20 protein-coding genes and 1 pseudogene are annotated in these 23152 nt (G+C 65.7%); 15 read left to right on the plus strand and 6 right to left on the minus strand.

All coding sequences use genetic code 11. The features are described 5' to 3' along the window. The first annotated feature begins 194 nt into the window (after positions 1 to 194). The 4 genes from H6844_11015 to H6844_11030 all read left to right on the plus strand — a co-directional run bounded on the left by H6844_11015 (position 195) and on the right by H6844_11030 (position 5390). A complete protein-coding gene (locus H6844_11015) occupies positions 195 to 974 on the plus strand; it encodes a PEP-CTERM sorting domain-containing protein (GenBank protein ID MCB9929927.1) in 780 nt (259 codons plus the stop codon). 80 nt (positions 975 to 1054) lie between these two features. Continuing rightward, on the plus strand, positions 1055 to 1909 hold the full coding sequence (locus tag H6844_11020; protein MCB9929928.1) for a TauD/TfdA family dioxygenase: 855 nt from the start codon (positions 1055 to 1057) through the stop codon (positions 1907 to 1909). 511 nt (positions 1910 to 2420) lie between these two features. Next, the gene (locus H6844_11025) at positions 2421 to 4256 is read left to right on the plus strand and encodes a KUP/HAK/KT family potassium transporter (GenBank protein ID MCB9929929.1); all 1836 of its coding nucleotides are present in this window, start codon (positions 2421 to 2423) and stop codon (positions 4254 to 4256) included. A 114-nt stretch (positions 4257 to 4370) separates the two neighbouring features. After that, positions 4371 to 5390, plus strand: a complete 1020-nt coding sequence (locus tag H6844_11030) for a TIGR03617 family F420-dependent LLM class oxidoreductase (GenBank protein MCB9929930.1) — start codon at positions 4371 to 4373, stop codon at positions 5388 to 5390. A 185-nt stretch (positions 5391 to 5575) separates the two neighbouring features. On the opposite strand, the gene H6844_11035 is transcribed toward H6844_11030, so the two are convergent. Together H6844_11035 and H6844_11040 are read right to left on the minus strand one after the other, a co-directional pair. Beyond that, positions 5576 to 6535, minus strand: coding sequence for a mitochondrial fission ELM1 family protein (locus H6844_11035; protein ID MCB9929931.1), 960 nt, complete (start codon positions 6533 to 6535; stop codon positions 5576 to 5578). Positions 6536 to 6803: 268 nt separating this feature from the next. Beyond that, the gene (locus H6844_11040) at positions 6804 to 8021 is read right to left on the minus strand and encodes a CoA transferase (protein MCB9929932.1); all 1218 of its coding nucleotides are present in this window, start codon (positions 8019 to 8021) and stop codon (positions 6804 to 6806) included. A 263-nt stretch (positions 8022 to 8284) separates the two neighbouring features. On the opposite strand from H6844_11040, the gene H6844_11045 reads away from it, so the two are divergent. The 9 genes from H6844_11045 (at position 8285) to H6844_11085 (ending at position 16071) form a co-directional block, all read left to right on the plus strand. Further along, a complete protein-coding gene (locus H6844_11045; protein ID MCB9929933.1) occupies positions 8285 to 8530 on the plus strand; it encodes a hypothetical protein in 246 nt (81 codons plus the stop codon). Next, the gene (locus H6844_11050) at positions 8524 to 9351 is read left to right on the plus strand and encodes a hypothetical protein (protein ID MCB9929934.1); all 828 of its coding nucleotides are present in this window, start codon (positions 8524 to 8526) and stop codon (positions 9349 to 9351) included. The genes H6844_11045 and H6844_11050 overlap by 7 nt, the downstream gene beginning before the upstream one ends. A gap of 111 nt (positions 9352 to 9462) precedes the next feature. Continuing rightward, on the plus strand, positions 9463 to 10938 hold the full coding sequence (locus H6844_11055; GenBank protein ID MCB9929935.1) for a M81 family metallopeptidase: 1476 nt from the start codon (positions 9463 to 9465) through the stop codon (positions 10936 to 10938). 77 nt (positions 10939 to 11015) lie between these two features. Continuing rightward, positions 11016 to 11585 carry a TRAP transporter small permease subunit gene (locus H6844_11060; GenBank protein ID MCB9929936.1) on the plus strand — a complete coding sequence of 190 codons (570 nt, stop codon included), beginning with the start codon at positions 11016 to 11018 and terminating at the stop codon, positions 11583 to 11585. A 3-nt stretch (positions 11586 to 11588) separates the two neighbouring features. Continuing rightward, positions 11589 to 12908 (plus strand): TRAP transporter large permease subunit, encoded by a 1320-nt coding sequence (locus H6844_11065; protein ID MCB9929937.1) that lies wholly within the window; start codon positions 11589 to 11591, stop codon positions 12906 to 12908. A 34-nt stretch (positions 12909 to 12942) separates the two neighbouring features. After that, on the plus strand, positions 12943 to 14049 hold the full coding sequence (gene dctP, locus H6844_11070; GenBank protein MCB9929938.1) for a TRAP transporter substrate-binding protein DctP: 1107 nt from the start codon (positions 12943 to 12945) through the stop codon (positions 14047 to 14049). Between the two features lie 225 nt (positions 14050 to 14274). Then, a complete protein-coding gene (locus tag H6844_11075; protein ID MCB9929939.1) occupies positions 14275 to 15294 on the plus strand; it encodes an LLM class flavin-dependent oxidoreductase in 1020 nt (339 codons plus the stop codon). Between the two features lie 14 nt (positions 15295 to 15308). Continuing rightward, on the plus strand, positions 15309 to 15707 hold the full coding sequence (locus H6844_11080; protein ID MCB9929940.1) for a DUF1491 family protein: 399 nt from the start codon (positions 15309 to 15311) through the stop codon (positions 15705 to 15707). A gap of 43 nt (positions 15708 to 15750) precedes the next feature. Beyond that, positions 15751 to 16071: a hypothetical protein gene (locus H6844_11085; protein ID MCB9929941.1), complete on the plus strand. Its 321-nt coding sequence runs from the start codon at positions 15751 to 15753 to the stop codon at positions 16069 to 16071. A 79-nt stretch (positions 16072 to 16150) separates the two neighbouring features. Here H6844_11085 and H6844_11090 read toward each other — a convergent pair whose 3' ends face one another. The 4 genes from H6844_11090 to H6844_11105 form a co-directional block, all read right to left on the minus strand. Further along, a complete protein-coding gene (locus tag H6844_11090) occupies positions 16151 to 16954 on the minus strand; it encodes an enoyl-CoA hydratase/isomerase family protein (protein MCB9929942.1) in 804 nt (267 codons plus the stop codon). A gap of 39 nt (positions 16955 to 16993) precedes the next feature. Next, positions 16994 to 18169, minus strand: a complete 1176-nt coding sequence (locus H6844_11095; protein ID MCB9929943.1) for an alpha-hydroxy-acid oxidizing protein — start codon at positions 18167 to 18169, stop codon at positions 16994 to 16996. Between the two features lie 114 nt (positions 18170 to 18283). Continuing rightward, on the minus strand, positions 18284 to 19096 hold the full coding sequence (locus H6844_11100) for a DUF2182 domain-containing protein (protein ID MCB9929944.1): 813 nt from the start codon (positions 19094 to 19096) through the stop codon (positions 18284 to 18286). Between the two features lie 92 nt (positions 19097 to 19188). Further along, a complete protein-coding gene (locus H6844_11105) occupies positions 19189 to 19944 on the minus strand; it encodes an SDR family oxidoreductase (GenBank protein MCB9929945.1) in 756 nt (251 codons plus the stop codon). 141 nt (positions 19945 to 20085) lie between these two features. Here H6844_11105 and H6844_11110 point away from each other — a divergent pair, with 141 nt between their 5' ends. Continuing rightward, positions 20086 to 21111 carry an LLM class flavin-dependent oxidoreductase gene (locus H6844_11110; GenBank protein MCB9929946.1) on the plus strand — a complete coding sequence of 342 codons (1026 nt, stop codon included), beginning with the start codon at positions 20086 to 20088 and terminating at the stop codon, positions 21109 to 21111. A 57-nt stretch (positions 21112 to 21168) separates the two neighbouring features. Next, positions 21169 to 23017 (plus strand): annotated as a pseudogene (locus H6844_11115) (dipeptide ABC transporter ATP-binding protein). Positions 23018 to 23152: the final 135 nt, after the last annotated feature.

Below are 23152 nucleotides of genomic sequence, written 5' to 3' on the forward strand. Positions count from 1 at the left end.
CAGAGGGTATCGACAAATTTGACACTTATCGGGGTGTGCGTTTGGCGAGCCTCATAGAAACTTTTGCGGATTTGGCGTTCTTCGGTTTGGCACGATGCATGCATAAGTTGTTTCATCCTTACGATTGGTCGGCCAAACCCAGTCCGTTCACGGTGAACCGAACTGGCGGTGGGCTGCGCAAAAGGTCATGGAATATGAAATTCGCTCCCATCGTCGCTTCGGCTCTCCTGGCGGTTTTGTCGCTTGCCGCACCGTCGGCGCAGGCCATGGTCATCGACAATTTCATCACCCAGCAAATCGTCAGCGTCACCGCTGCGCCGGTCGCGACCGGTTTCAACGCTGCCGCGACGGCGAGCGCGCTGGGAGTCGAACGCGATATCCTGGTGACGAAAACGGTCGGATTTCCCGGCGAACAAATTCGCGCCCGAACCAACCCCTTCGGTGCGACGCACCTCCGCATCAGCCAGGACGCGGGTGTGCGCGGAACCGTCGATGTGGTTTGGGATGGCACAGACGGTTCGTCGGCCGTCAATGCCTCGGGCCTGGGTGGCCTGTCATTGCTGGCCGATGGGTCGACGGCATTTGCGCTGCGTGTGGGCGGTTCCGACGTTGGCGGCCCGGTGCAGGTGACGCTGTTTCAGCAAGGAAATGCGGCCAACACGCTTTCCGGCACGTTCACCGTGCCGGGCGGGCTTCTGGCCAGCCAGGCGGCGGATGACGTGACCTTGTTGTTGCCGTTCACCTCGCTGACGCTGGCGGGTACGGCAAGCGCAAACGATATCCTGACGTCTGTTGGCGCCATCCGGCTTCGGGTCGATGGGTCCGCCGCGGCTCAAGAAGCCTGGGATTCCGACTACATTTATTTCCGCACGGTCCCGGAGCCGATGACGCTCGGCCTGATCGCGATCGCAGGGCTGGCGGTGGCAGGCTTGCGCCGCCGCAGCCCTTGCCATGGAGCGGTAATGCCGGTTTAGTTTGTGGGAAACGTCCCAGCGAGCGAAATTGGCTTTCGCGGTGCACGGCACCGGAGGCTGCGCGCATACGGAGCCCGGCCATGGCAACCAACGGCTATCAACACATCGAGGTGCGTCCGATTGCCGGCGCTTGCGGGGCGGAGATCCACGGGGTCGACCTGAATGCCCTCTCGGACGCGGCGTTCGCCGAGATCAGGGCGGCGTGGCACGACCACCTGGTGATCTTCTTCCGCGACCAGTCGCTGGACGACGAGCAGTTGAAGGCGTTCGGCCGGCGGTTCGCGCCGCTGTTCCGGCACCCGAATTTCGTGCCGCAGGACGACCAGCCGGACATTGTGCGCATCTACGCCTCGCCGACCGACACCCGCATTGTCGGCGAGGACTGGCACCAGGACACGAGTTGCATGGTCGAGCCGCCATCGGGCGCCGTGCTCTATGCGGTGGAGGTGCCGCCCGCCGGCGGCGACACGCTGTTCGCGAACCAGTACCTGGCCTATGAGACCCTGTCGGACGGCCTGAAGGCGGCCCTGGCAGAGCGCACCAGCCTGCACTCCGACATTCGCGTCGCCGGGCCGCAGGCGAGGGCCCGGATCACCGGGCGGTCGTCCGTGACCCGCGCCGACGACGCGTGGCGGCCGACCGAGGCGACGCACCCGGTCTTCCGCACCCATCCCGAAACGGGACGCAAGGCGTTGTTCGTGAACCGCTCCTACACCCAGCATTTCGACGGCATGACCAATGAGGAAAGCCAGCCGCTGCTCGACTTTCTGGAGCGGCACGCGACCCGGCCGGAACTCACCTGCCGCTTCCGCTGGGAAAAGGGCTCGGTGGCGGTGTGGGATAATCGTTGCGTCATGCACATCGCCATGCACGACTACAAGGGGCATTGGCGCAAAATGCACCGGGTGCAGATGACGGGTGACCGGCCGGTGTGAGGTGCGGTGCTGCGGTTTGTTAAGGCGAATTCGGAAATCGTTTGTATTGGCAATTGGTTAAGGCGGTCTTCTCGGAAACCGTAACAATTGAAAGCAATTCTTGGCTGTTTCGTGCCTTGCGCCGATAGGGTGCAACTGCCGTAGCGGATCGCACGACGAAATCTTATCCCGATAGGGAGTGAAAGACGAGGGGCAGGCCTCTGGGGGAGGCATCTTGACCTCGGGAGGTCCCGGATAGCGGCTTTGCCGCTTCCGGGAGAGCTTGAGGGTGCGGATGGCGCGTCGGCCCGGGATGCGATGGTTGACCGATGACCTCGCGCCGTGATGGGGCTTGCATTGCGGTATTCGACGGCGCTTTCTGGCGCTCCTCAACTCGCCGGCCTCGGAAGTCGATGCAACGGAAGCCACTGCACATCTCGGAGAGCGGTGTAGCACGGCGTTCGAACGGGAAGATTGGAGCAATCGGTTGGGTCAGAATCATGGCGGTGAGGAGCGCTCCAGGCTCCTGCCCCTGTCCCTGGCGGCGCTGGGGGTGGTCTATGGCGATATCGGGACCAGCCCGCTTTATGCCTTCCGCCAGGCTCTGGGGGCGACGTCGCCGAGCGAACTGAGTGTCCTGGGCATCCTGTCCATGATCGTCTGGGCGCTCGTGATCGTCGTGTCGCTCAAATACCTGCTGCTCGTCATGCGCGCGGATAACAAGGGCGAGGGCGGCATTCTCGCGCTGCTCGCCCTGCTGCACCCCTGGCGCGGGTCGGAGACACCTGGCAAGGCGCGACTGATCGTTATCGGCGTGTTCGGAGCCGCGTTGCTCTATGGCGACGGCATGATCACCCCGGCCATCTCCGTTCTGAGCGCGGTCGAGGGGATCGAGACCATCCATAGGGGGATTGCGCCCTATGTCGTGCCCCTGACCATTGTCATCCTTTTGCTGCTGTTCCTGGTGCAGTCCCGCGGCACCGCCAGTGTCGGCACGCTGTTCGGCCCCGTGACGCTGGTCTGGTTCATCGTCATCGCGGTGCTGGGCCTGGTTCAGATCGTCGAGCATCCGGTGGTGCTGAAGGCGCTGAGTCCGACCTATGCGGTGCTCTTCGCGGCAGGGCATCCGACGACGGCGTTCACCGTGCTGGGGGCCGTGTTCCTGGTCGTGACCGGCTGCGAGGCGCTGTATGCCGACATGGGCCATTTCGGGCGGGCGCCGATCCGCCTCGCCTGGTTCGTCTGTGCGTTTCCCTGCCTGGTGCTCAATTACCTTGGCCAGGGCGCGCTGGTTCTGGGCGATGCGGCCCAGGCGGCGCATCCCTTCTATCACCTGGCGCCGGACTGGTTTCGCATCCCGTTGGTCGTGCTGGCGACGGCGGCGACGGTGATTGCCTCGCAGGCCGTGATCTCCGGCGCGTTTTCGCTGACCCGGCAGGCGGTGCAACTGGGACAGTTCCCGCCGGTGCTGATCCGCCAGACATCGGCGGAGGAGACCGGACAGGTCTATGTGCCGGCGGTGAACCTGGTTCTGGCCCTGGCAACCATCGGTCTGGTGCTGGGGTTCGGCAGTTCCACCAACCTCGCCGGGGCCTATGGCATTGCCGTGAGCACCACGATGGTGATCACCACCTTTCTGACCTATTTTGTCATGGCATACCGCTGGAAATGGTCGCCATGGGTCGTGATCTCGGTCACCGTCGTCCTGATCGCCATCGACCTGAACTTCCTGGTCGCCAACAGCCTCAAGATTATCGACGGCGGCTGGTTCCCGCTCCTGGTCGGGGGGCTTCTGTTGTTCGTCATGAGCACCTGGGCGAGCGGCCGCAGGCGGCTGAACGCCAAGCTGATGGAAGACAACGGCACCATGCGGGACTTCCTGGCGGAGCTGAAGGCGAAGCCGGTGGTCCGCGTGCCGGGAACCGCCGTCTTCATGACCGCATCGCCCCGCCGCGTCCCGCCGAGCCTGCGCCATCAGCTCAAGCATATCGCGGTGCTGCACGAGAAGGTGATCCTGCTGACCGTGGTCATCGAGGTGGTCCCGCGCGTCAGCGCCCGCGAGCGGCTGGAAATCGAGCCGCTGGGCCAGAATTTCCTGCGCATGCGCGTGCATTACGGCTTCATGCAGTCGCCGAATATCCCGGTCGCCCTGATGCTGGCCGCCGAGACCGGACTGGAACTCGATCTGGAACGGATCACCTATATTCTGGGCCGGGAGACGGTGCTTCCCGCGGAGAACTCGGCGGGATTGAACCGCTGGCGGGCGCGGTTCTTCGGCTTCCTGTCACGCAACTCCCTGCCGGTAACGGCCCATTACAACCTGCCGCCCGACCGGGTCGTCGAACTGGGGGTGCAGGTTCGGGTCTGATCGGGGCCTCTGTCGTCGCGGGGAAGGCGGCGGATTTGCGACCGGCGCTTGGCAAGCCGCGCCGCGGCCGGTACCAAAGTGGGAGACAATCACCGCCCGTGAGGATGCCCGCCCATGATCCGCCTCGACACCCAACTCCGCGATTTCGATGCCAGGGAGGTTCCGGCCCAGGCGCAGCGCTTCGAGGCGCTGGGCTTCGATGGGGTCTGGACCTTCGAGGCGGCGCACGATCCGTTCCTGCCGCTGGTGCTCGCCGCCGCCGCGACCGAAAAGCTGGAGATCGGCACCAATATCACCGTCGCCTTCGCCCGTTCGCCCTTTGCGGTGGCGCAGACGGCCTGGGATTTGCAAAAAGCCTCCGGCGGGCGCTTCAATCTGGGCCTGGGGACGCAGGTGCGGGCGCATGTGGAGCGCCGCTTCTCGATGCCGTTCGACCGGCCGGCGGCCCGGATCACCGACTATATTCGCTGCGTGCGCGCCGTCTGGGACACGTTCCAGACCGACGCCAGGCCGGCCTATGACGGCGAGTTCTATCGCTTCCGCCTCATCAACCCGTTCTTCAATCCGGGGCCGCTGGAGCACCCGCGCATCCCGATCTGGCTCGCCGGCGTGAACGAGCGCATGTGCCGGGCGGCGGGCGAGGTGGCGGACGGCTTCCATGTCCACCCGGTACACTCGGTCGGCTATCTGCGCGACGTGATCCGGCCGGCGATCGCGGCGGGGGCTGCCAGTGCCGGGCGCCAGGCGTCGGACGTGGCGCTCTACGCGCCGGTGTTCGCCGTGACCGGCGAGACGCCGGAGCAGCGGGCCGAAAGCGAGGCCGAGGTGCGGCGGCAGATCAGCTTCTATGGCTCGACGCCGAACTATCGCGCCGTGCTGGAGTATCTCGACTGCGGCCATATCGCCAAGGAACTCTCGGCGCTGGTGCGCCAGGGCGAGTTCGAGGCCATGGCGCGGCTGGTGCCGGACGCGCTGCTGGACGCCATCGCGATCTCGGCCGCGCCGGCGGATCTGGGCCGGGCGCTGCGCGAGCGCTATGAGGGCGTGCTGGACCGGGTGTCGCTCTACTTCCCGATCCAGGCGACCGATACGGATGCGGGCTGGCAGCGTTTCGTGCGGGACTTCAAGAAGTAGGAGGCTTCCCGCGCAGGGCAGGGCTTTGATGGACCCCGGACGGTGCGGAGCGCCGATCTGTTCCCCGGAGGTGGCGAAGCCGCCATCCGGGGCCGGCTTCTTCCTTCGAACACCACGGTTGCCCGCGTTCGCGAGAGCCAGCGGTCCCGGATGTTCGCTCCGCGCACTCCGGGAAACAGGATGATTCAGGGCAGGCGGGCGAGGATCGCGGCGGCGACGGCGGCGCGGTCGTCCGGTGGCGCATAGGTCCAGGCGGCAAGCGGTGGGCCGGTGAATCTCCGGGCGCAGCCGTCGGCATAGAGGCCTTCCAGGAAGCGGCGGAAACGGACCGTGCCGCCCGGCAGTTCCGCCACATGCACCGGCTTGCCGGTGAAACAGGCCTCGGTCAGCATGTTGGCGCTGTCGCAGGTGGCGACCACATGGTCCGCCAGGGCCAGCAGGCCGAAATAGGGGTTCGGGCCGTCCGCCTCGCCGCTCCAGATCCAGGCGTCGGGCAGGGCGGTGCGCAGGATGGCGGTGTTCTCCGCCCCGGTGCGGCGCGAGGTGGTGACCAGCAGGCTGTGGCCGGCGTCGGCCAGGGCTCTCAGCTTGGCGGCGAGCGCGCGGGCGTCATCGGCGCCGAAGTCGTAGGCGCGACTCTTGCCGCCGACCAGCACGGCGACCCAGGGGCGGGGGAACCGGGCGAAGCGGGGGCGCCATTCTGCGGCGGCGTCGGCCAGCTTGGCGGTGGTGACGCGGTGAATCGAGCCGCGGGTTTGCAGCACGTTCGGGCCGGAAAGGCCGTCATGGCGGGGGGCCGCGACCAGGTCGAACCGGTCGGGCGGGCAATCGGGCTTTTGCACATAGACCGTGAACACGCCCGCCTTGCGCAGCGCCAGCGCGGCCGGGATGCTGCGCCGACCGCAGGCGATGACGAGGCCGGGCAGGGGTGGGGCGAAGTCCTCCGGGTTTTCCAGCAGCAGGGCCAGCCGCCGCGGCGCCCAGTGGCCGGGCAGCCAGCGCCAGGGGCGGCGGGGGCGGACGGTTTTTTCTTCGATCTCGGCTTGGGTTTGCGCCGCCACCGCCTCCGCCAGGCCAAAGGCCTGGGTGCGCATGCCGGCCTCGCCGGTGGTCAGCGTCCAGATGCGGAGGGGCGGAGGGGTCATGCCTGCGGCTTCACCCCGAATAGAGCCGCAGGCTCGTATCGAGGGGCGTAATCCGGGCCTGGCAACCGCTCCCTCGATACGCCGCGTGCCGCGACTACTCGGGATGAAGGGTGAGGATGGGTGCGAGGCGGGGTGAGGCTGTTGTGGGAGGGATGTGGAGTGCAGCGAAGGTGGGGCACTGTCATCGCCACGGCTTCATCCCGAGTAGCCGCGGAACGCGGCGTATCGAGGGATCGGCGGACGGGGGAAGGCGAAAGGACAGCCGATGTCACAGCACACCCTCGGCCTTGAGCGCCGCGATCTCCTCGGCCGGGACGCCGATCCCGCCCAGGATTTCGTCGGTGTGCTGGCCGAGCGCCGGCGCCGGCGTGCGGATGGCGCCGGGAGTGTCCGACAGGCGCGGGACGATGTTGTGCATGGGGATACGGCCCATGCTTTCGTCCGGCATCTCCACCAGCGCCTCGCGGCCGATGACGTGCGGGTCGTGGCGATATTGCTCGGCGTTGTAGACCGGGCCGGCGGTGACCTCCAGCCGCTCGAAGAAGTCCAGATTCTCGGCCAGGGTCTTTTCGGCGACGGCGTCGGCGACGACCTGGTCGACATAGTCCAGGTGCTGCATCCGGCCGGCGGGGTTGTTGTAGCGCGGGTCCTCGCACATGTCCTCGCGGCCGATGGCACGGAAAATGCGCAGCGCCATCACCTGCATCGAGCCGCTGATCGCCAGCCACTCGCCGTCCTTGGTGCGGTAGGTGTTGCGGGGGGCGGCCGTGTTCGAGCGGTTGCCGGATCGCATCGGCGACTTGCCGCTCGCCTCCTGCACGGCCGCGTCGCCACCCAGAATGGCGTGCATGGGCTCCATCAGCGACAGGTCGATGACCTGGCCCTTGCCGCCGTTCGCGGCGCGGGCCTGGAGGGCGACCATGGTGCCGAACGCGCCATAGGTGCCGGCGACCATGTCGGCCAGCGCCATGTTCGGCAGCGACGGCGGCCGGTCCGGGAAGCCGGTCTTCATGGCAAAGCCGCTCATGGCCTCGATCAGGGTGCCGAATCCCGGGCGCTCGCGATAGGGGCCGGTCTGGCCGAAGCCGGTGACGCGGACGATGACCAGGGCTGGGTTGCGCGCGTGCAGGATTTCGGGCGCAAGGCCCATCCGCTCCAGCCCGCCAACGCGGTAGTTTTCGAGGAAGACGTCGGCGGTTTCGACCAGTTTCAGCAGCAATTCCTTCGCCCGGTCGTCGCGCAAATTCATGCGCACGCTTTTCTTGTTGCGGCCGTAGATTTTCCACTGCACCGGCTGGCCGCCAGCGCCCCAGGAGCGCAGCGGGTCGCCGTCCGGCGGCTCGATCTTGATGACCTCGGCGCCGAAATCGGCCAGCAGCACGCTCACCTGGTTGCCGGCCACGAGCCGCGTCAGGTCGAGCACGCGCAGGCCGTCGAGCGGGCAGGCGGCGTCCGGGGCAAAGTCTTTGAGGGGGCCGATGGGCATGCAATCCTGTTCCAGATGGGCATTGACGGTTGCGCGTCAACCTAGACCACCCGGTTCCGGGTCGCCAGATCGTTGCGTCACACCGATTGGCCCGTTCCCATTCGGTGTCAATTTGCTTGGAGGAGGACCCAGCCGCGACGCAGGAAGTGGGCGAATGGAGGCTGCGGGTTGCCATATCGTTGGGGAATTCGGCTTACGCGTGCCCCGCTAATGCGTATTTGTGGAGCGACGGCATGAGCGAGACTGGCAAAGGGCGGTGAGGCATGGAAAGCGGTCGACGGATTTTCACCGAGAATGAACACGGTCAACTGATCCCGATGCGAGTGGCTGCGCCGCCGTCCGAAGACGAATTGCAGGACCTCATCGCGCGATTTCCGGAGATTGTCAGCGAGCATGACGGCGAGTTGCTGCTGATCCGCCGCGAACAGGGTGTGCCCGGACAGGAGGCTGGCTCGGATCGCTGGTCGCTCGATCACCTTTTGTCAGTCAAAAGGCGGTCCCAGTGCTGATCGAGGTGAAGCGCGCCTCCGACACGAGAATCCGCCGAGAGGTCATTGGCCAAATTCTCGATTATGCGGCCAATGGCGTGGCCTATTGGCCGAAAGGGGCCTTGAAGGCTGCGTTTGTCAGGACCTGCGAGGAGGAGAGCGGCAAGGACCCGGACATGGCTCTAAGCGAGTTTTTCGGGACCGAAGACCCGACCGATTTCTGGGATCAGGCCGAGGCAAACCTGGAGGCCGGTCGCGTCAAGCTCGTTGTTGCGGCCGACAGCATTCCGAGCGAACTGGCCCGCGTTATCGAGTTTTTGAACGAGCAGATGCGGGCGGAGGTTCGTGCTGTAGAACTCCGCTACTTTCTGGGTGAAGACGGCCGCAGGACCCTCGCCCCCCGCATTTTCGGCGAGACAGAGAAGACCCGGCCACCAAATCCGCCGCCGGCCGGGCCAAACTCGATCCAATTTTCTGTCGAGGCTTGGCTGGAGAAATTCACCAATGCACGCCGTTTGCCGATGCCGATACCGGCGATCTTGGACATCATCGCCCGGATCGGCGGGGAGACTGTGGTTACGTCAACGCAGGGCTCGCTCGCTGCACGGTTTCAGGGCAAAGACGGTAAATTGATCCATCCGCTAATCTCTGGAACAATGGGACGGTCACGATCAACTTTGCTTGGACTTGTGATCGCCCCCAACTCGCAGATGACAATGTGCGCCAACATCTTCTCGATCGGTTTAACGAAGCTGTCGGGGCCTTTCGACGAAAAACCTGAAGGGTTTTTCCGCGTTCCCGGCTGCCAGCCTCGTGGATGGCGCAATTCGGGAATCCTATGAGACCGTGGCTAGGGACTTTGTGGCGCTGGCGGTTGCCGACGGCTCGGAATCTTAGGGCACGTCGTAGATTCATCACACATTGAGACGTGAGTTTTATCGGAAGTCTTTGTCATGGCCCGTATCGCCGTCGCCGGTTTTCGGCACGAGACCAACACGTTCGCGCCTGCCAAGGCGAGCCTCGCCGATTTCGAGCAGGGCTATTCCTGGCCGCCGCTGACCCGCGGGCCGGCGGTGGCCGACGCGGTCAAGGGCTACAATCTGGCGCTCGCCGGCTTCATCCAGGCGGCGGAGGCGGCGGGGCACGAGGTGGTGCCGTTGCTCTGGGCCTCGGCCAGCCCGTCCTCCTATGTGGAGGAACGGGCTTATGAGCGCATTGCCGGCATGCTGTACGATGCGGTGCAGGCGGCGGCTCCCGTGGACGCGGTCTATCTCTCGCTGCACGGCGCCATGGTGACGGAGCATCTGGAGGACGCCGAGGCCGATACCATCAAGCGGGTGCGCGATGCGTTGAACCCGCTCGGCTGGCGCATTCCGGTGGTGGCGACGCTGGACTATCACGCCAACATCTCGCCGGCGATGGTGGGGCGGGCCTCGGCGCTGCTCGGCTACCGCACCTATCCGCACGCGGACATGGCGGAGACGGGTGCGCGCATGCTGCCCTGGCTGGAGCGGCTGCTGGCGGGCGAACACCTGACCGAGCGGGCCTTCCGGCAGGTCCCGTTCCTGTTCCCGCTGGTCTGGGGTTGCACCACGCACCCGCCCGCCTCGCGCATCGTCGCGATGATCCCGGACCTGGAGCGCGAGCACGGCGTTCTGCTGACCTTCGCCGGCGGCTTTCCGGCGGCAGACATCCACGACTGTGGCCCGAGTGTCGTCGCCTACGGCCCGACCAGGGCAGCATGCGAGGCGGCGGTGAACGCGCTCTATGACGCCGTGCTGGCGGCGGAGCCGGAGTTCACCGGCGCGCTGCTGGGGCCGGAAGAGGCGGTGGCAAGGGCGCTGGCGCACGGTGGCTCCGGGCCGGTGGTGATCGCCGACGTGCAGGACAATCCCGGTGCCGGCGGTACCGCCGACACCATGGGCCTGCTGAAGGCGCTGGTGGCGGCGGATGCGCCCGGCAGTGTCTGCGGCATGATCTTCGACCCGCACGTGGCCTCGCTGGCGAGCCGGTCGGGGGCGGGGACGGAGATCGTTGCGGCGCTGGGCGGCAAGCACGGGGTCGCGGGCGACTCGCCGCTGACGGCAACCTTCGCGGTCGAGGCCGTGGGCGATGGCCTGGTGCACTGCGATGGGCCGCTCTACAAGGGCGCGCACATGGACCTGGCACCGATGGTCTTGCTGCGCCTCGGCCATGTGCGGATCGTCGTCGTGGGCAAGAAGGTGCAGGCGGCGGACCTCGCCTTTTTCCGCCATCTGGGCGTGGAGCCGACCGAGGCGCGCGTGCTGGCGCTGAAGTCGAGCGTGCATTTCCGCGGCGCCTTCGATCCCATCGCGGCGGAGACGATTTTGTGTGCCGCGCCCGGACCGATGGTCATGGACCTGAAGGCGCTGGACTTCCGGCGTCTGCGGGCTGGGATCAGGCGGTGAGGCGACGACCCGTTCGCGTCCGGGGCGATTGACAGCGCTACTTTAGTACGTTACGCCTAGACCAATCCAAGATTTGGATGGTGGGCGGCGCATCGACAGACCTGACTGCCCGCAAGCGCATTCCGAAAGAGGGCAGCGTGAAGATATTCTTGTCGATGATCGATGGGCTGAACGAAATTGTCGGTCGCCTCTTCAGTTGGGTAGTGGTCGCCGTGATGCTGATCGCCGTTTACGACGTTGTCATGCGTCAGGTATTCGGCGTGGCGACCTTGTGGGTGTTCGACCTGTCGAAACAGCTTTATGCGCTGCATTTTTTGATTCTTGGCGGTTTCGCGCTTCTGTATTCCGAGCATGTCTCGGTTGATCTGGTCTATGCAAGATTATCCGAGAGGAAGCAGGCCCTTTTGGATGTCATTGGCTACTGCGTCTTCTTTTTCCCGTTCGTAATCGTCCTGATTTACTACGGTTATCAATTCGCCGCGCGTTCCTGGGCCAGCAAGGAGGCCACCTGGGGGGTGATCGCCATGCCGGTCTACCCGATCAAGACCGTCATCGTCGTGGCGGCGGTTTTGCTGGGGTTGCAAGGCATCGCGACATTCGTCCGCCGCTTGTCGGTGCTGGTATCCGGACAAGAAGTGGGCCGCTGAGCGATGTCTCAAGAACTCTTTGCCATTCTGATGTTTGTCGGCCTGCTCATCGGGCTGTTCATGGGCCATCCGCTGGCCTTCGTCCTGGGCGGTCTCGCCGTGATCTTCGCGCTGATCGGCCCCGGCATCAGCGTGTTCGGCATCATCATCAGCCGCATTTTCGGATTGATGGACAATTATGTCCTGATCGCGGTGCCGCTCTTCATCCTGATGGCGCGGTTGCTCAGCGATTCCGGCGTTTCCGAGAACATGTTCTTCGCGCTGAGGCAAATGCTGCGGTCGGTCCGCGGTGGGCTGACGCTCGCGGTGATCGGGGTTTCGGTGCTGCTGGCGGCATCGACCGGGATTATCGGCGCCTCCATGACCGTGATGGGCGTGCTCGCGCTGCCGGCCATGGTGAAATACGGCTATCAGAAGGAAATGAGCTGCGGCGCCATCTGCGCCGGCGGCTCGCTCGGCATTCTGATTCCGCCGTCGATCATGCTGGTCATCATGGGCAGCTATGCCGGCCTCTCGGTCGGCAAGCTGTTTGCGGCGGCGTTGATTCCCGGGCTGCTGCTGGGCCTGACCTATGCGCTCTACGCCGCCATTCGCAGCTATATCAACCCGTCGCTGGGGCCGCCCATGTCGGCCGCCGAGCGCGAGGAGGTGGCGGACGGGCAGTTGCTGAAAATGGTGGTCACGCTGGTGATCCCGCCGCTGCTGCTGATCCTCGGCGTTCTGGGCTCGATCTTCGCCGGCATCGCCACCGCGACCGAGGCCGCTTCGATCGGCGCCTTCCTCTCGCTGATCCTGGTGATCGTCTACGGCAAGTTCAGTTGGAGCGGCCTCTATACCAGCGTGCTGGAGACCGGCAAGGTCACCGCCATGGTGCTGTTCATCGCCGTCGGCGCGACCAGTTTTACCGGTGTGTTCGTGGCCGGCGGCGGCATCGACGTGATGGGGCATGCGCTGGGCGGCCTGGGGCTGGAGCGCTGGGGCACGTTCGTCGTGATGATGTTGATCGTGTTCGTGCTCGGCATGTTTCTCGACTGGCTCGGAATCGTCCTCATCAGCTTTCCTCTGTTCCTGCCGATGGCGGCGGGATTCGGCTTCGACAAGCTCTGGTTCGTGCTGATGATCGCCATCGTGCTCCAGACATCCTTCCTGACCCCGCCCTTCGGCTATGCCCTGTTCTATCTGAAAGGGGTCGCGCCAGAGGGAGTGGAGACCTCGCACATCTATCGGGGGGTGGTGCCGTTCATCGCTCTGATCCTGGCAGTGGCCGCGTTGTGCGCGGTGGAGCCCGATATCGTCCTCTGGCTGCCGAACCGGTTGTTCTGATGCTCCGTCACCATAGGAAAAATGGGAGAAAACGATGAAGGTTTCCCTGAAGACGATGGGGGGTGCCGCGGCGGTCGCCACCGCATTGCTGGCCGGCTCCGCGAGTGCGGCCGATGTCGAGTGGCGCATCACCTCCACCTGGCCGACCGGCATCAATCTCAGCGACGCGGATAACCATTTCGTCAAGCTGGTGAACGACCTGGGCGGCGATCGGTTCCAGGTCAAATACTTCCCCGGCGGCGCGCTGGTCGGTGCCATGGAAGTGTTCGACACGGCGTCCGCCGGCAATGTCGATGCGACGATCGAGTGGGCCGGCTATTGGGCCGGCCGGGATTCGGCGTTTGCCTTGCTCGGTGCCTATCCGATGTTGTTCACGCTGGGCGACTATCGCATCTGGTACCAGGATTATGGCGGCCGCGAACTGTTCGACGAGGTCTATGGCAAGTTCAACATGAAGTATCTTCTGTTGAACGTCATCAACATGGAGTCCGGGATCCGATCCAGCAAGCCGCTGAAAACGCTGGAGGATCTCAAAGGGCTGCGGATCCGCATGTCCGGCCGGCCGCAAGGCGTCATTCTCGATAAGCTGGGCGCGGTGCAGGTGCAGTTGCCGGGCGGCGAGGTCTACCAGGCGTTGGAGCGCGGCGTCATCGACGCGGCCGAGTTCTCGACCCCCGGCGTCGACTGGAGCCTGGGCTTCCAGGAGATCACCACCAATTGGATGGTGCCGGGCTGGCACCAACCGGGTTCCACCGGCGGCATCGCCATCAATCTGGATTCCTGGAACGCGCTCGACGACTGGACCAAGAACCTGTTGCGGACGGCCGCCGACGCCACGCTCGCCTGGACGTTTGGCCATTTCGAGCGCATCAACGCGGAAAAGACGACCGAATTCGTCAAACGCGGCACGGAGGTGGACAGGATCTCGGACGCGGAACTCGACCGTCTGCAAGGCATGGCGAACGCGGTGCTGGTGGAGCAGAGTTGCGAGAACCCCCTGTTCGCCAAGGTGGCCTATTCTCAGGTTGATTTCCTGCAAAAATACCGCGATTGGCGGGCCATGGCGGCGCCCTTTGGCGTCGGTCGCAACATCGCCAACATGCCCGACCTGGAGGCGATCAAGAAGTGCATGGACCAATAACCGCGCCCGCGCCCCGGCGGCGCTGACCGGTTGAGCGATCCCCGGATCGGCCGCAACGGCCGGACCGGGGATTTTTTTGCGCCAAGGGCGAGGCCCTCCGTCGGGCAAAATCTGGCGGCGAATGGCCCGGGGCGTTTCCGTGTTCGCAACGCCCCTGGATCGCGCTGCCGCCAGGCGCTAGGGTCTGGGCCGACACGGATTTCGCGCAAGCCAGGAGCCTCCCCCATGACCATCCAGTTCGGCGTTATGAACCGCGGCCAGTACAACTGGGGCGACGACATGCGGGCGCGCTTCGGCGAGTTGATGGAGCAGGCGCGCCTTGCCGACCGGCTGGGCTATGACAGCTTCATGAAGGGCTCGCACTTTTCCAGCTATCCGCTGCACGATTTCAACCAGATCGCCTATATGGGCCGGCTCACGGCGGAGTGTCCGAACCTGCGCCTGATCGCCGGCATCGTGCTGATGCCGCTGCACAAGCCGCTGGATATCGCCGAGCAGTTCGCGAATATCGACCTGATGAGCGGCGGCAAGCTGATCTTCGGCTGCGGCCTCGGCTATCGCGACGTGGAGTTCAAGGCGTTCGGGATCGAGCGCAAGAACATCGCCCGGCACATGGAAGAGAATATCACCGCCGTCCGCCGGCTCTGGACCGAGACCGATGTCAACATGAAGGGGACGGGTTGGGAATTGGTGGACGCCAATGTCTCGATCAAACCGGTGCAGTCGCCGCCGCCTTTCTGGATTGGCGCCAACGCCGACAAGGCGATCGAGCGCGCGGCGCGGCTGGTGGATGCCTGGTTCGTCTCGCCGCACAACCGCATCGACACGACCCAGCGGCAGTTGGAGGTCTACAGGCGCGCGCTGGATGCGGCGGGCAAACCCTTCCCGGGCGAGTTTCCGATGATGCGCGAATGCTGCATCGCGCCGACCCATGACGAGGCCATGAAAATCGCCAAGGATTATCTGGTGCACAAATATGCCGCCTACCACCAGTGGGGGCAGGACAAGGCCATGCCCGAAGGCGACAACGACCTGGGCATGGACATGGACGAGTTGATGAAGGATCGCTTCCTGGTCGGCACGCCGGCCGAGGTGACGGACCAAATCCTCAAGACCGTGCGCGAGTGCCAGACCAATCACATCGTTCTGGGCGTGCAGTTCCCGGACATGCCGCACAGCCTGGTCTGCGATCAGATGCAGTTGCTGGCGGAAGAGGTGTTCCCGGCCGTGCGCGCGGCGCTCTAGGCGGCTTCCAGGGCATGCAACCGGCCCGCCTGCGCGCCCGCCTCTGGGTGGAGGCCTGCCTGGGCGCGTGCCGCGCGGCGGGCGTGTTTGCCACCGTGCTGGCCCGCGGCGACGCGGACGCCGGCACCGTGCTGCTGAAATGGCGCCGCACCGATGGCTCCGGCGGCGTGCTCTCGCCGTATTCGTCACCGGACGGCGTGCGGATTTGGCTGCCGGCCACCGGCCAGGAGCCGGTCGCCGAAGCCGAGGCAGATGCCTACTGGCAACGCCAGAAGGATCGCGACCCGGATGTCTGGGTGGTGGAAGTCGAGAGCGAGACCCTGTGGCACCCGCTCCAGGAGCCGATTGACCTGAACCATAACAGTGACCATAACGCGTTACAAGAAAAGGCAAAAAGCCTGTTCAGACGTTGAATCCTTCGTGCAAGGAGAGAGAGTGATGATCATGGCGGACCCGTTGCCCAAATGTATCTTATTGGTGGTTTGCGAGATTTGTCCCACAGTCGAGGACGAATGGAATACTTGGTACGACGAAGTGCATTTGCCGGCAGCACTCGCCTGTCCCGGCGTGATTTGCGGTGCGCGCTATAAGTCCGAAGGGGCGCTGCTTTGGACGGAACAGGGCCGCCGCGAGGTCCGGGACACGGTGACCTATGCCACGATTTACGAGGTCGAAGGACCCGAAGTCTTGGAAACGCCGGAATTTCGGGCCATGGCGGGGTGGTATCAGTTCAAGGAGCACATTTCGGCCCGCACCCAGATCCTGCGCCAGTTGTAGGCGTGGCGCCCGAACGGCCACCGACCGGGGCCGTTCGGGCTGAAGCCGGGGGCGGTAGGTACTCCGCGGTCCCTTGCGGTCAGTCGCCCTTGAAGGCCGGCTTGCGGCGTTCGCCGAAGGCGGTGACGGCCTCCTGGTGATCGCGGGTCATGTTCGACTGCGTCTCCAGGCTGATGGAGAGGTCCATCATCGAATGCGCCAACTGGCGCAGCGGGATGTTGACCGTCCGCTTGGTCCAGTTGATCGACTTCGAGGCGCCGGTCGCGAGGCGATGGGCGAGGCCATAAACCTTCTCGTCCAGCTGGTCCGCCGGCACGACGTGGTTGATGAGGCCGATGCGTTCCGCCTCGGTCGCGCTCATCAGGTCGCCGGTCAGCAGATATTCCTTGGCGCGGGCGAAGCCGACCAGTTGCGGCCAGATCAGCGCGCCGCCGTCGCCCGCCACCAGGCCGGCATTCACATGCGGATCGCCGATCTTGGCGTGTTCGGCGGCAATGATGATGTCGCAGAGCAGCGCCACCGTGGCGCCGAGGCCGACGGCGTGGCCGTTGACGCGGGCAATCACCGGCTTTTCGCACTCCAGGAGGCGATAGACGATGCGCCGAGCCTCCGGCATGCCCTTGTCCCAGAGGGCGTGGTCGTCGATCTTCTTCTGCATGCCCGGCACGTCGCCGCCGGCGGAGAACGCCTTGCCATTGCCGGTGAGCACGGCGACCTTGACCCGGTCGTCGTCGTTCACCTTGTCCCAGATGGTCGACATGGTGGTGTGCATGCCGGCGGTGAAGGCGTTCAGCCGGTCCGGCTGGTTCAGGCGGATGGTGAGAACCTCGCCATCCAGTTCCGTTTCCACATCCTGATACTGTTCGTAGCCTGTGACGGCCATGGCGGTTTCCTCCGTTGCGGATTGCGATGCGGGCGGGCCTCAGACGCGGGCGTTGCGGCCTTCCGGGTCCCAGTGCAGGAAGTCCGGGCCGCATTCGCGCAGCACCGGGCAGCCGACCTGGGCCATGATCTTGTTGATCTCGTCGCGCACGATGCCGATGGCCTTGGTCGCGCCCGCCTCGCCGCCGGCGACGACGCCATAAAGGGTCGGCCGGCCCAGGAAGACGAATTTGGCGCCGCTCGCCAGTGCCACCAGAATATCGGAGCCGCGGCGGACACCGCCGTCCATCATCAGGGTCATGCGGTCGCCGACCGCCGCGTCGAGCGCCGGCAGCACGTCCAGGGCCGACGGCGCGCGGTCGAGCTGGCGGGCGCCGTGGTTGGAGACGATCAGGCCGTCGACGCCCAGGTCGGCGGCGCGCTTGGCGTCGTCGACCCGCATCACGCCCTTCAGCACCAACGGGCGCTTCCAGAGCTTGCGGAAATTCTCGACGTCTTTCCAGGTGATGCTGTTCGGCAGTTGGCTCGCCATGAACTCGCCCACCTGGTCGGCATTGGAACCGGCGGGCGCGTAGCGCTGCCAGTTCTCGCACATGGCGATGCCGGTCTCCAGATAGTCCTTGAGCCAGAGCGGCCGGCGCAGCGCGTCCAGCTTGGTGCCGAGCGAGAGTTTCAGCGGCCGGCCGAAGCCGTTGCGGCGGTTGCGCTCGCGGTTGGAGCCGGTCGGCACGTCGACGGTGACCACCAGGACCGGGATGTTCAGGCCGTCGGCGCGGCGGATCATGTCCTCGGCGATGGACCGGTCGCGGGCGGTGTAGAGCTGGTACCAGCCATGGTCGGGCGCCGTGGCGGCCATTTCCTCCATGGAGGCGTTGGAGGCGCCGGACATGATGAAGGGAATGTTGGCGTCGCGGGCCGCACGGCAGAGCATCATGTCGCCGCCGCGCCGGTAATTGCCGACGCCGCCGGTGGGTGCGATGCCCCAGGCGCTGGAATAGGTGCGGCCGAACAGGTCGGTCTCCTGGTCCAGCCTGGTGGTGACGTCGACCATGTAGCGCGGCACCAGTGGGCGCTGGCGAAACGCGTCTTCGTTGCGGACCAGCCCGTTTTCGTCATCGACGCCGCCCTCGATGAAATCGTAGATCAGCTTCGGCACCCGCCGCTTGGCGAGCACACGGAGGTCATCGAGATTGACGCAATTGTCGATGGCGGGCATGGGCGGCGGCTCCTGACCCTCCGACCGGGGGAGGGGTGTTCGGTCATTGGTTTGCTTTGCCAATAGCAAACTACCGCTGGCCCGCGCGGGCAAGGCCCAATCGGGCGCAGGAGGCTATGCCAGCGCGCCCGACAGCAGGATCCCGCCGCCCCAGGCCGTCAGCACAACGCCCAGGCCATAGCCGAGCCAGTGGGCCGCAGGCACGGTTTTCTCTAGCAGGACATAAAGCGCGAGGCCGCCGATCCACCAGAGATTCATGATGCCGCCGAAAAACAGCAGCGCCATCAGGAACCAGCAGCAGCCGAGGCAAAAGGCGCCATGGTCCAGGCCCATGACGAGGGCGCCCTTCCAGCCCGGCCGCCAGCGGGTCATGAGGAAGGACAGCGGCGAGCGGCAATGGCGCAGGCAGGCCAGCTTCCAGGGCGAGAACTGCCACAGGCCGGCGGCGATCAACAGGCCGCCCCCCAGCCATGGCACGGTGGAGGCCATCATCCCGTTCAGCAGGCCAACACGTTCCAGCCCCCATTGCAGGGCGGTGGCGAGCACGCTGAAGCCGGCCCAGGCGGCCAGATAGCCAAAGGTGAAAATCGCAGTGGGCACCGAGGCCTGGCCGCGTTCGCGTTGCTTCCGGTGGATGCGGGCGAACAGCAGCACGGTCGGGCTGGCGCTCGGCAGCATCATGGCGATCATCATGATCCACCACATGAAGAACATGACGACGGCATAGGCCGGCGACCAGGGCGCCATGGCGAACGCCATGCGCATGCCGCCGCCCGTCGCCAGATCCAGCCCGGACATGCCGAGCGTCGACATGCCGGTGCCGGCGCCGGTGAGCACGAACAGCCAACTGGCCATCGTCACCGCCACCAGAATGGCGATGACGATGAGCCGGTCGCGCCGCAGCGCCTGTTCCAGAAGGGTTGTCATCGGCGCCAGTGTGGCGGAAGGATCAGGCCGCCTTCAACGGGTATTTCGCCAGTGGGAGCTTTGCCCGTGCGGTCGAATGGCAAGCGCGGCCGCTACCCGTTCAGCACCTGGCCGCCGTCGACCGGGATCACGGCGCCGGTGACCCAACGGGCCATGTCGCTGGCCAGGAACAGCGCGACGTCGGCGATGTCGTCGGGCTCGCCCATGCGGCCGGCGGGAATGCTGGCCAGGATGCGGTCGTAGAGCGGGCGGTTGTTCTGGCGGGTGATGTCCCAGACGCCGCCCTCGAACTCGATCGAGCCGGGGCAGATGGCGTTGACGCGGATGCCGTCCTTGGCCAGCGCCAGGGCCTGGGTCTGGGCGTAGTGGTTCAGGGCGGCCTTCACCGCGCCATAGGGCGGGGTGCGCAGGCTGGGCCGCAGGGCCGAGATGGTCGAGATATGGGTGATCGAGCCGCCGCCATTGGCCGCGATCAGCGGTGCTGCGGCGTGGCTGGCGCGGACGCTCGCCAGAATGTCGACCTCGATGCCGGCGAGCCAGCCGGCGTCGTCGTCGGTGCGGCCGAAGCCGGAAGCGTTGCAGACCAGGATGTTGACGCCGCCGATGGCATCGTTGGCGGCGTCGATATAGGCGTCGAGCTGGTTCTTGTCGGCCAGGTCGCAGGCGGCGCCGTGCACCGTGCCGCCCAGCTCGCGCAGGCTGGCGACGGCGCGCTCCACACCATCGGCACCGCGGGCGCAGAGCGAGACGGCGGCGCCGTTGCGGGCGAACGCCTCGGCGATGGCATAGCCGATGCCGCGGCTGCCGCCGGTGATGATCGCGCCTTTGCCGGCAAGGGAAAGAGACATGGGCTGCGGGCTCCTCGACCCCTGGATACTGCGAGGGCGACGCGGGATGCGCCGCTGTCATTCTTGCTAATGGCGGAAACCCGGGGGGGCAATGGCAAAAGGGCGTCGACAAGCCGGGCGGAATTCGGCCTAATGCCCGGTATGATTTTGTCTGTCCTCGACCAATCCCCGATTTCCGCGGGCCGGAGCCATCGCGACGCCCTGCAGGAAAGCCTGGAACTGGCCCGGCAGGCCGATGCGCTGGGATTCCACCGCTATTGGTTTGCCGAACATCACAACAGCCACGGGCTGGCCTGTTCCGCTCCCGAAATCATGATCGCCCGCGTCGCCGCCGAAACCGAACGCATCCGTGTCGGCTCCGGCGGGGTGATGCTGCCGCATTACGCCTCCTATAAGGTGGCGGAGCAGTTCGCGCTGCTGGAGACGCTGTATCCGGGCCGGATCGACCTGGGCATCGGCCGGGCGCCGGGCTCGGACCAGCTGACCGCGGCGGCGCTGGCCGGCGAAGGCGGCATGCGCAATATCGACAACTTCCCGCGCCAGGTGCAGGAGGTCGCGCTCTATCTGAAGGACCAGATCCCGGAAGGCCATCCCTTCGCCCGCGTCCATGCGGTGCCGACGCCGGAGAAGATTCCGGAAATGTGGATGCTGGGCTCGTCCGACTATTCGGCGACGGTGGCGGCCGTGCTGGGCCTGCCCTTCTGCTTTGCCCATTTCATCGCCGGCCCGGTGGGGGCCAAGGTGATGGAGGCGTTCCGCGGCCATTATCGCCCGTCGCCGGACTATCCGGAGCCGACCGCAAGTGTCGCCGCGCATGTGATCTGCGCGCCGACCATGGAGGAGGCGGACCGGCTGGCCCGCGGCCGCGACGTCTGGCGGCTGCGCCTCGACCGGGGCATGTTCGCGCCCTTCCCGACGCCGGAGGAGGCGGACGCGGTTCTGGCCGAGATCGGCGACTGGGAACGCCAGCGCATCGCCAGCGCCCGCAGCCAGCAGATCATCGGCGATCCCGAGCACTGCAAGCGCGCGATCGAGGCGCTGGCGACGGAATACGGGGTTGATGAGGTTGTGATCGTGACCATTACCCACGACTTTGCCGCGCGATGCCGCTCCTATGCGTTGCTGGCGGATGCGTTCGCCTTGACGTCCGCGGCTCGCGCCGCGTAACACTGAACCTCAATGAAGGGCAAAAGTCCCTCCACTCACTGACGGTAGAACAGGGCCATGGATCAAAATCACGTCGTCGATGTGCAGGACCTGCGCGTCTATTTTCCGCTAGAGGATACGACGGTGAAGGCCGTCGACGGAGTCTCGTTCCATATCGGCAAGGGCGAGACCGTCGCCGTGGTGGGCGAGTCCGGGTCCGGCAAGTCCGTGACCGCCATGGCCATGATGCGCCTGAACGATGCCAGCGGCGGCAAGATGCCGACCGGGCGGATCGAATTGCGCCTGCCCGACGACCGGGTCGTCGACGTGGTGAAACTGCCGGATGCCGAACTGCGCTCCATCCGCGGCAATGCCATTTCCATGATTTTCCAGGAGCCGATGACCAGCCTGAACCCGGTCTACACCATCGGCTTTCAGATCGCCGAGGCGATCATGCTGCACCAGGGCCTGAACGAGAAAGAGGCCGAGGGCCGGGCGCTGGAAATGCTGCGGCTCGTGCGCATTCCCGAGCCGGAAAAGCAGTTGAAGCAGTATCCGCACCATCTCTCCGGCGGCATGCGCCAGCGCGTGATGATCGCCATGGCGCTGTCGTGCCGGCCGCAATTGCTGATCGCCGACGAGCCGACCACGGCGCTGGACGTGACCATCCAGGCGCAGATCCTGGACCTGATCCGCACCTTGCAGGACGAGATCGGCATGGCCGTGCTGTTCATCACCCACGACATGGGCGTGGTGGCGGAAATCGCCGACCGCGTGGTGGTGATGTTCAAGGGCGAGGTGGTGGAGCAGGGCGACGTGGAGACCATCTTCCACAAGCCGCAGCACCCCTATACCCGCGCCCTGATCAACGCCGTGCCCAAGCTGGGGTCGATGAACGGCAAGGATGCACCCGAAAAATTCCCGGATGTTGCGCAGAGCGGTACGTTCAAGCCCGAGGATTTCGCCGAAGCAGGAGCCGTCTGACGCCATGGCCACGAATGGAAGCGCGACCCAGCCCCTGCTGGAAGTCGAGAATCTGGTTACCCGCTTCGACATCCGTCGGGGCCTGTTCGGCGGCGTGACCGGCCGGGTGCATGCGGTCGACGACATCACGTTCCACATCGACCCGCGCGAGACGCTGGCGGTGGTGGGCGAGAGCGGTTGCGGCAAGTCCACCACGGGACGCTCGATCCTGAAACTGGTGCCGATCACCCGCGGCAAGGTGGCGTTCGAGGGCCAGGACATCACCCACCTGACGCCCAAGCAGATGCGGCCGTTGCGGCGCGAAATGCAGATGATCTTCCAGGATCCGTTCGCCTCGCTGAACCCGCGCATGACCGCGGGCGAGGCCATTGCCGAGCCGATGCGGGTGCACGGGCTCGAAAGCGGCTCGGCCCTGCGCGACAAGGTTGCCGGCCTGCTGACCCGCGTCGGCCTGCTGCCGGAACACGCCAGCCGCTATCCGCACGAATTCTCCGGCGGCCAGCGCCAGCGCGTCTGCATCGCCCGCGCGTTGGGGCTGGAGCCGAAGCTGATCGTGGCGGACGAAGCGGTCAGCGCGCTCGACGTGACGATCAAGGCGCAGGTGATCAACCTGATGATGGACCTGCAGGACGAATTCGGCATCGCCTTCCTGTTCATCAGCCACGACATGGCGGTGGTGGAGCGCATCAGCCACCGGGTGGTGGTGATGTATCTGGGCCGGATCGTCGAGATCGGCACGCGCCGGCAGGTGTTCGAAAACCCGACCCACCCCTACACCAAGAAGCTGCTGGGCGCGGTGCCGGTCGCCGACCCGCGCCTGCGCCGCACCGACCGGGCCCTGAACACGGACGAGATTCCCTCGCCGGTGAAACCGCCCGGCTTCGAGCCGCCTGCGGTGGTGATGAACGAGATCGAGCCGGGCCACCTGGTGGCGGCGGAATAGCCCCGGTCGCCTGCTCGCGCGCGGGTGTTCGCTGGCGGGGTCGCCCCCTCCGGGATGCAAAAATCTTCGGGTAATCCTGTTTCCCGGCCGTCGCGGAGCGGCGGGCCGGGACCGCTCGCCCTCACGAACACCGTC

This window comes from Alphaproteobacteria bacterium (assembly GCA_020638555.1).
In the GTDB taxonomy this organism is placed as follows: Bacteria; Pseudomonadota; Alphaproteobacteria; order Bin95; family Bin95; genus JACKII01.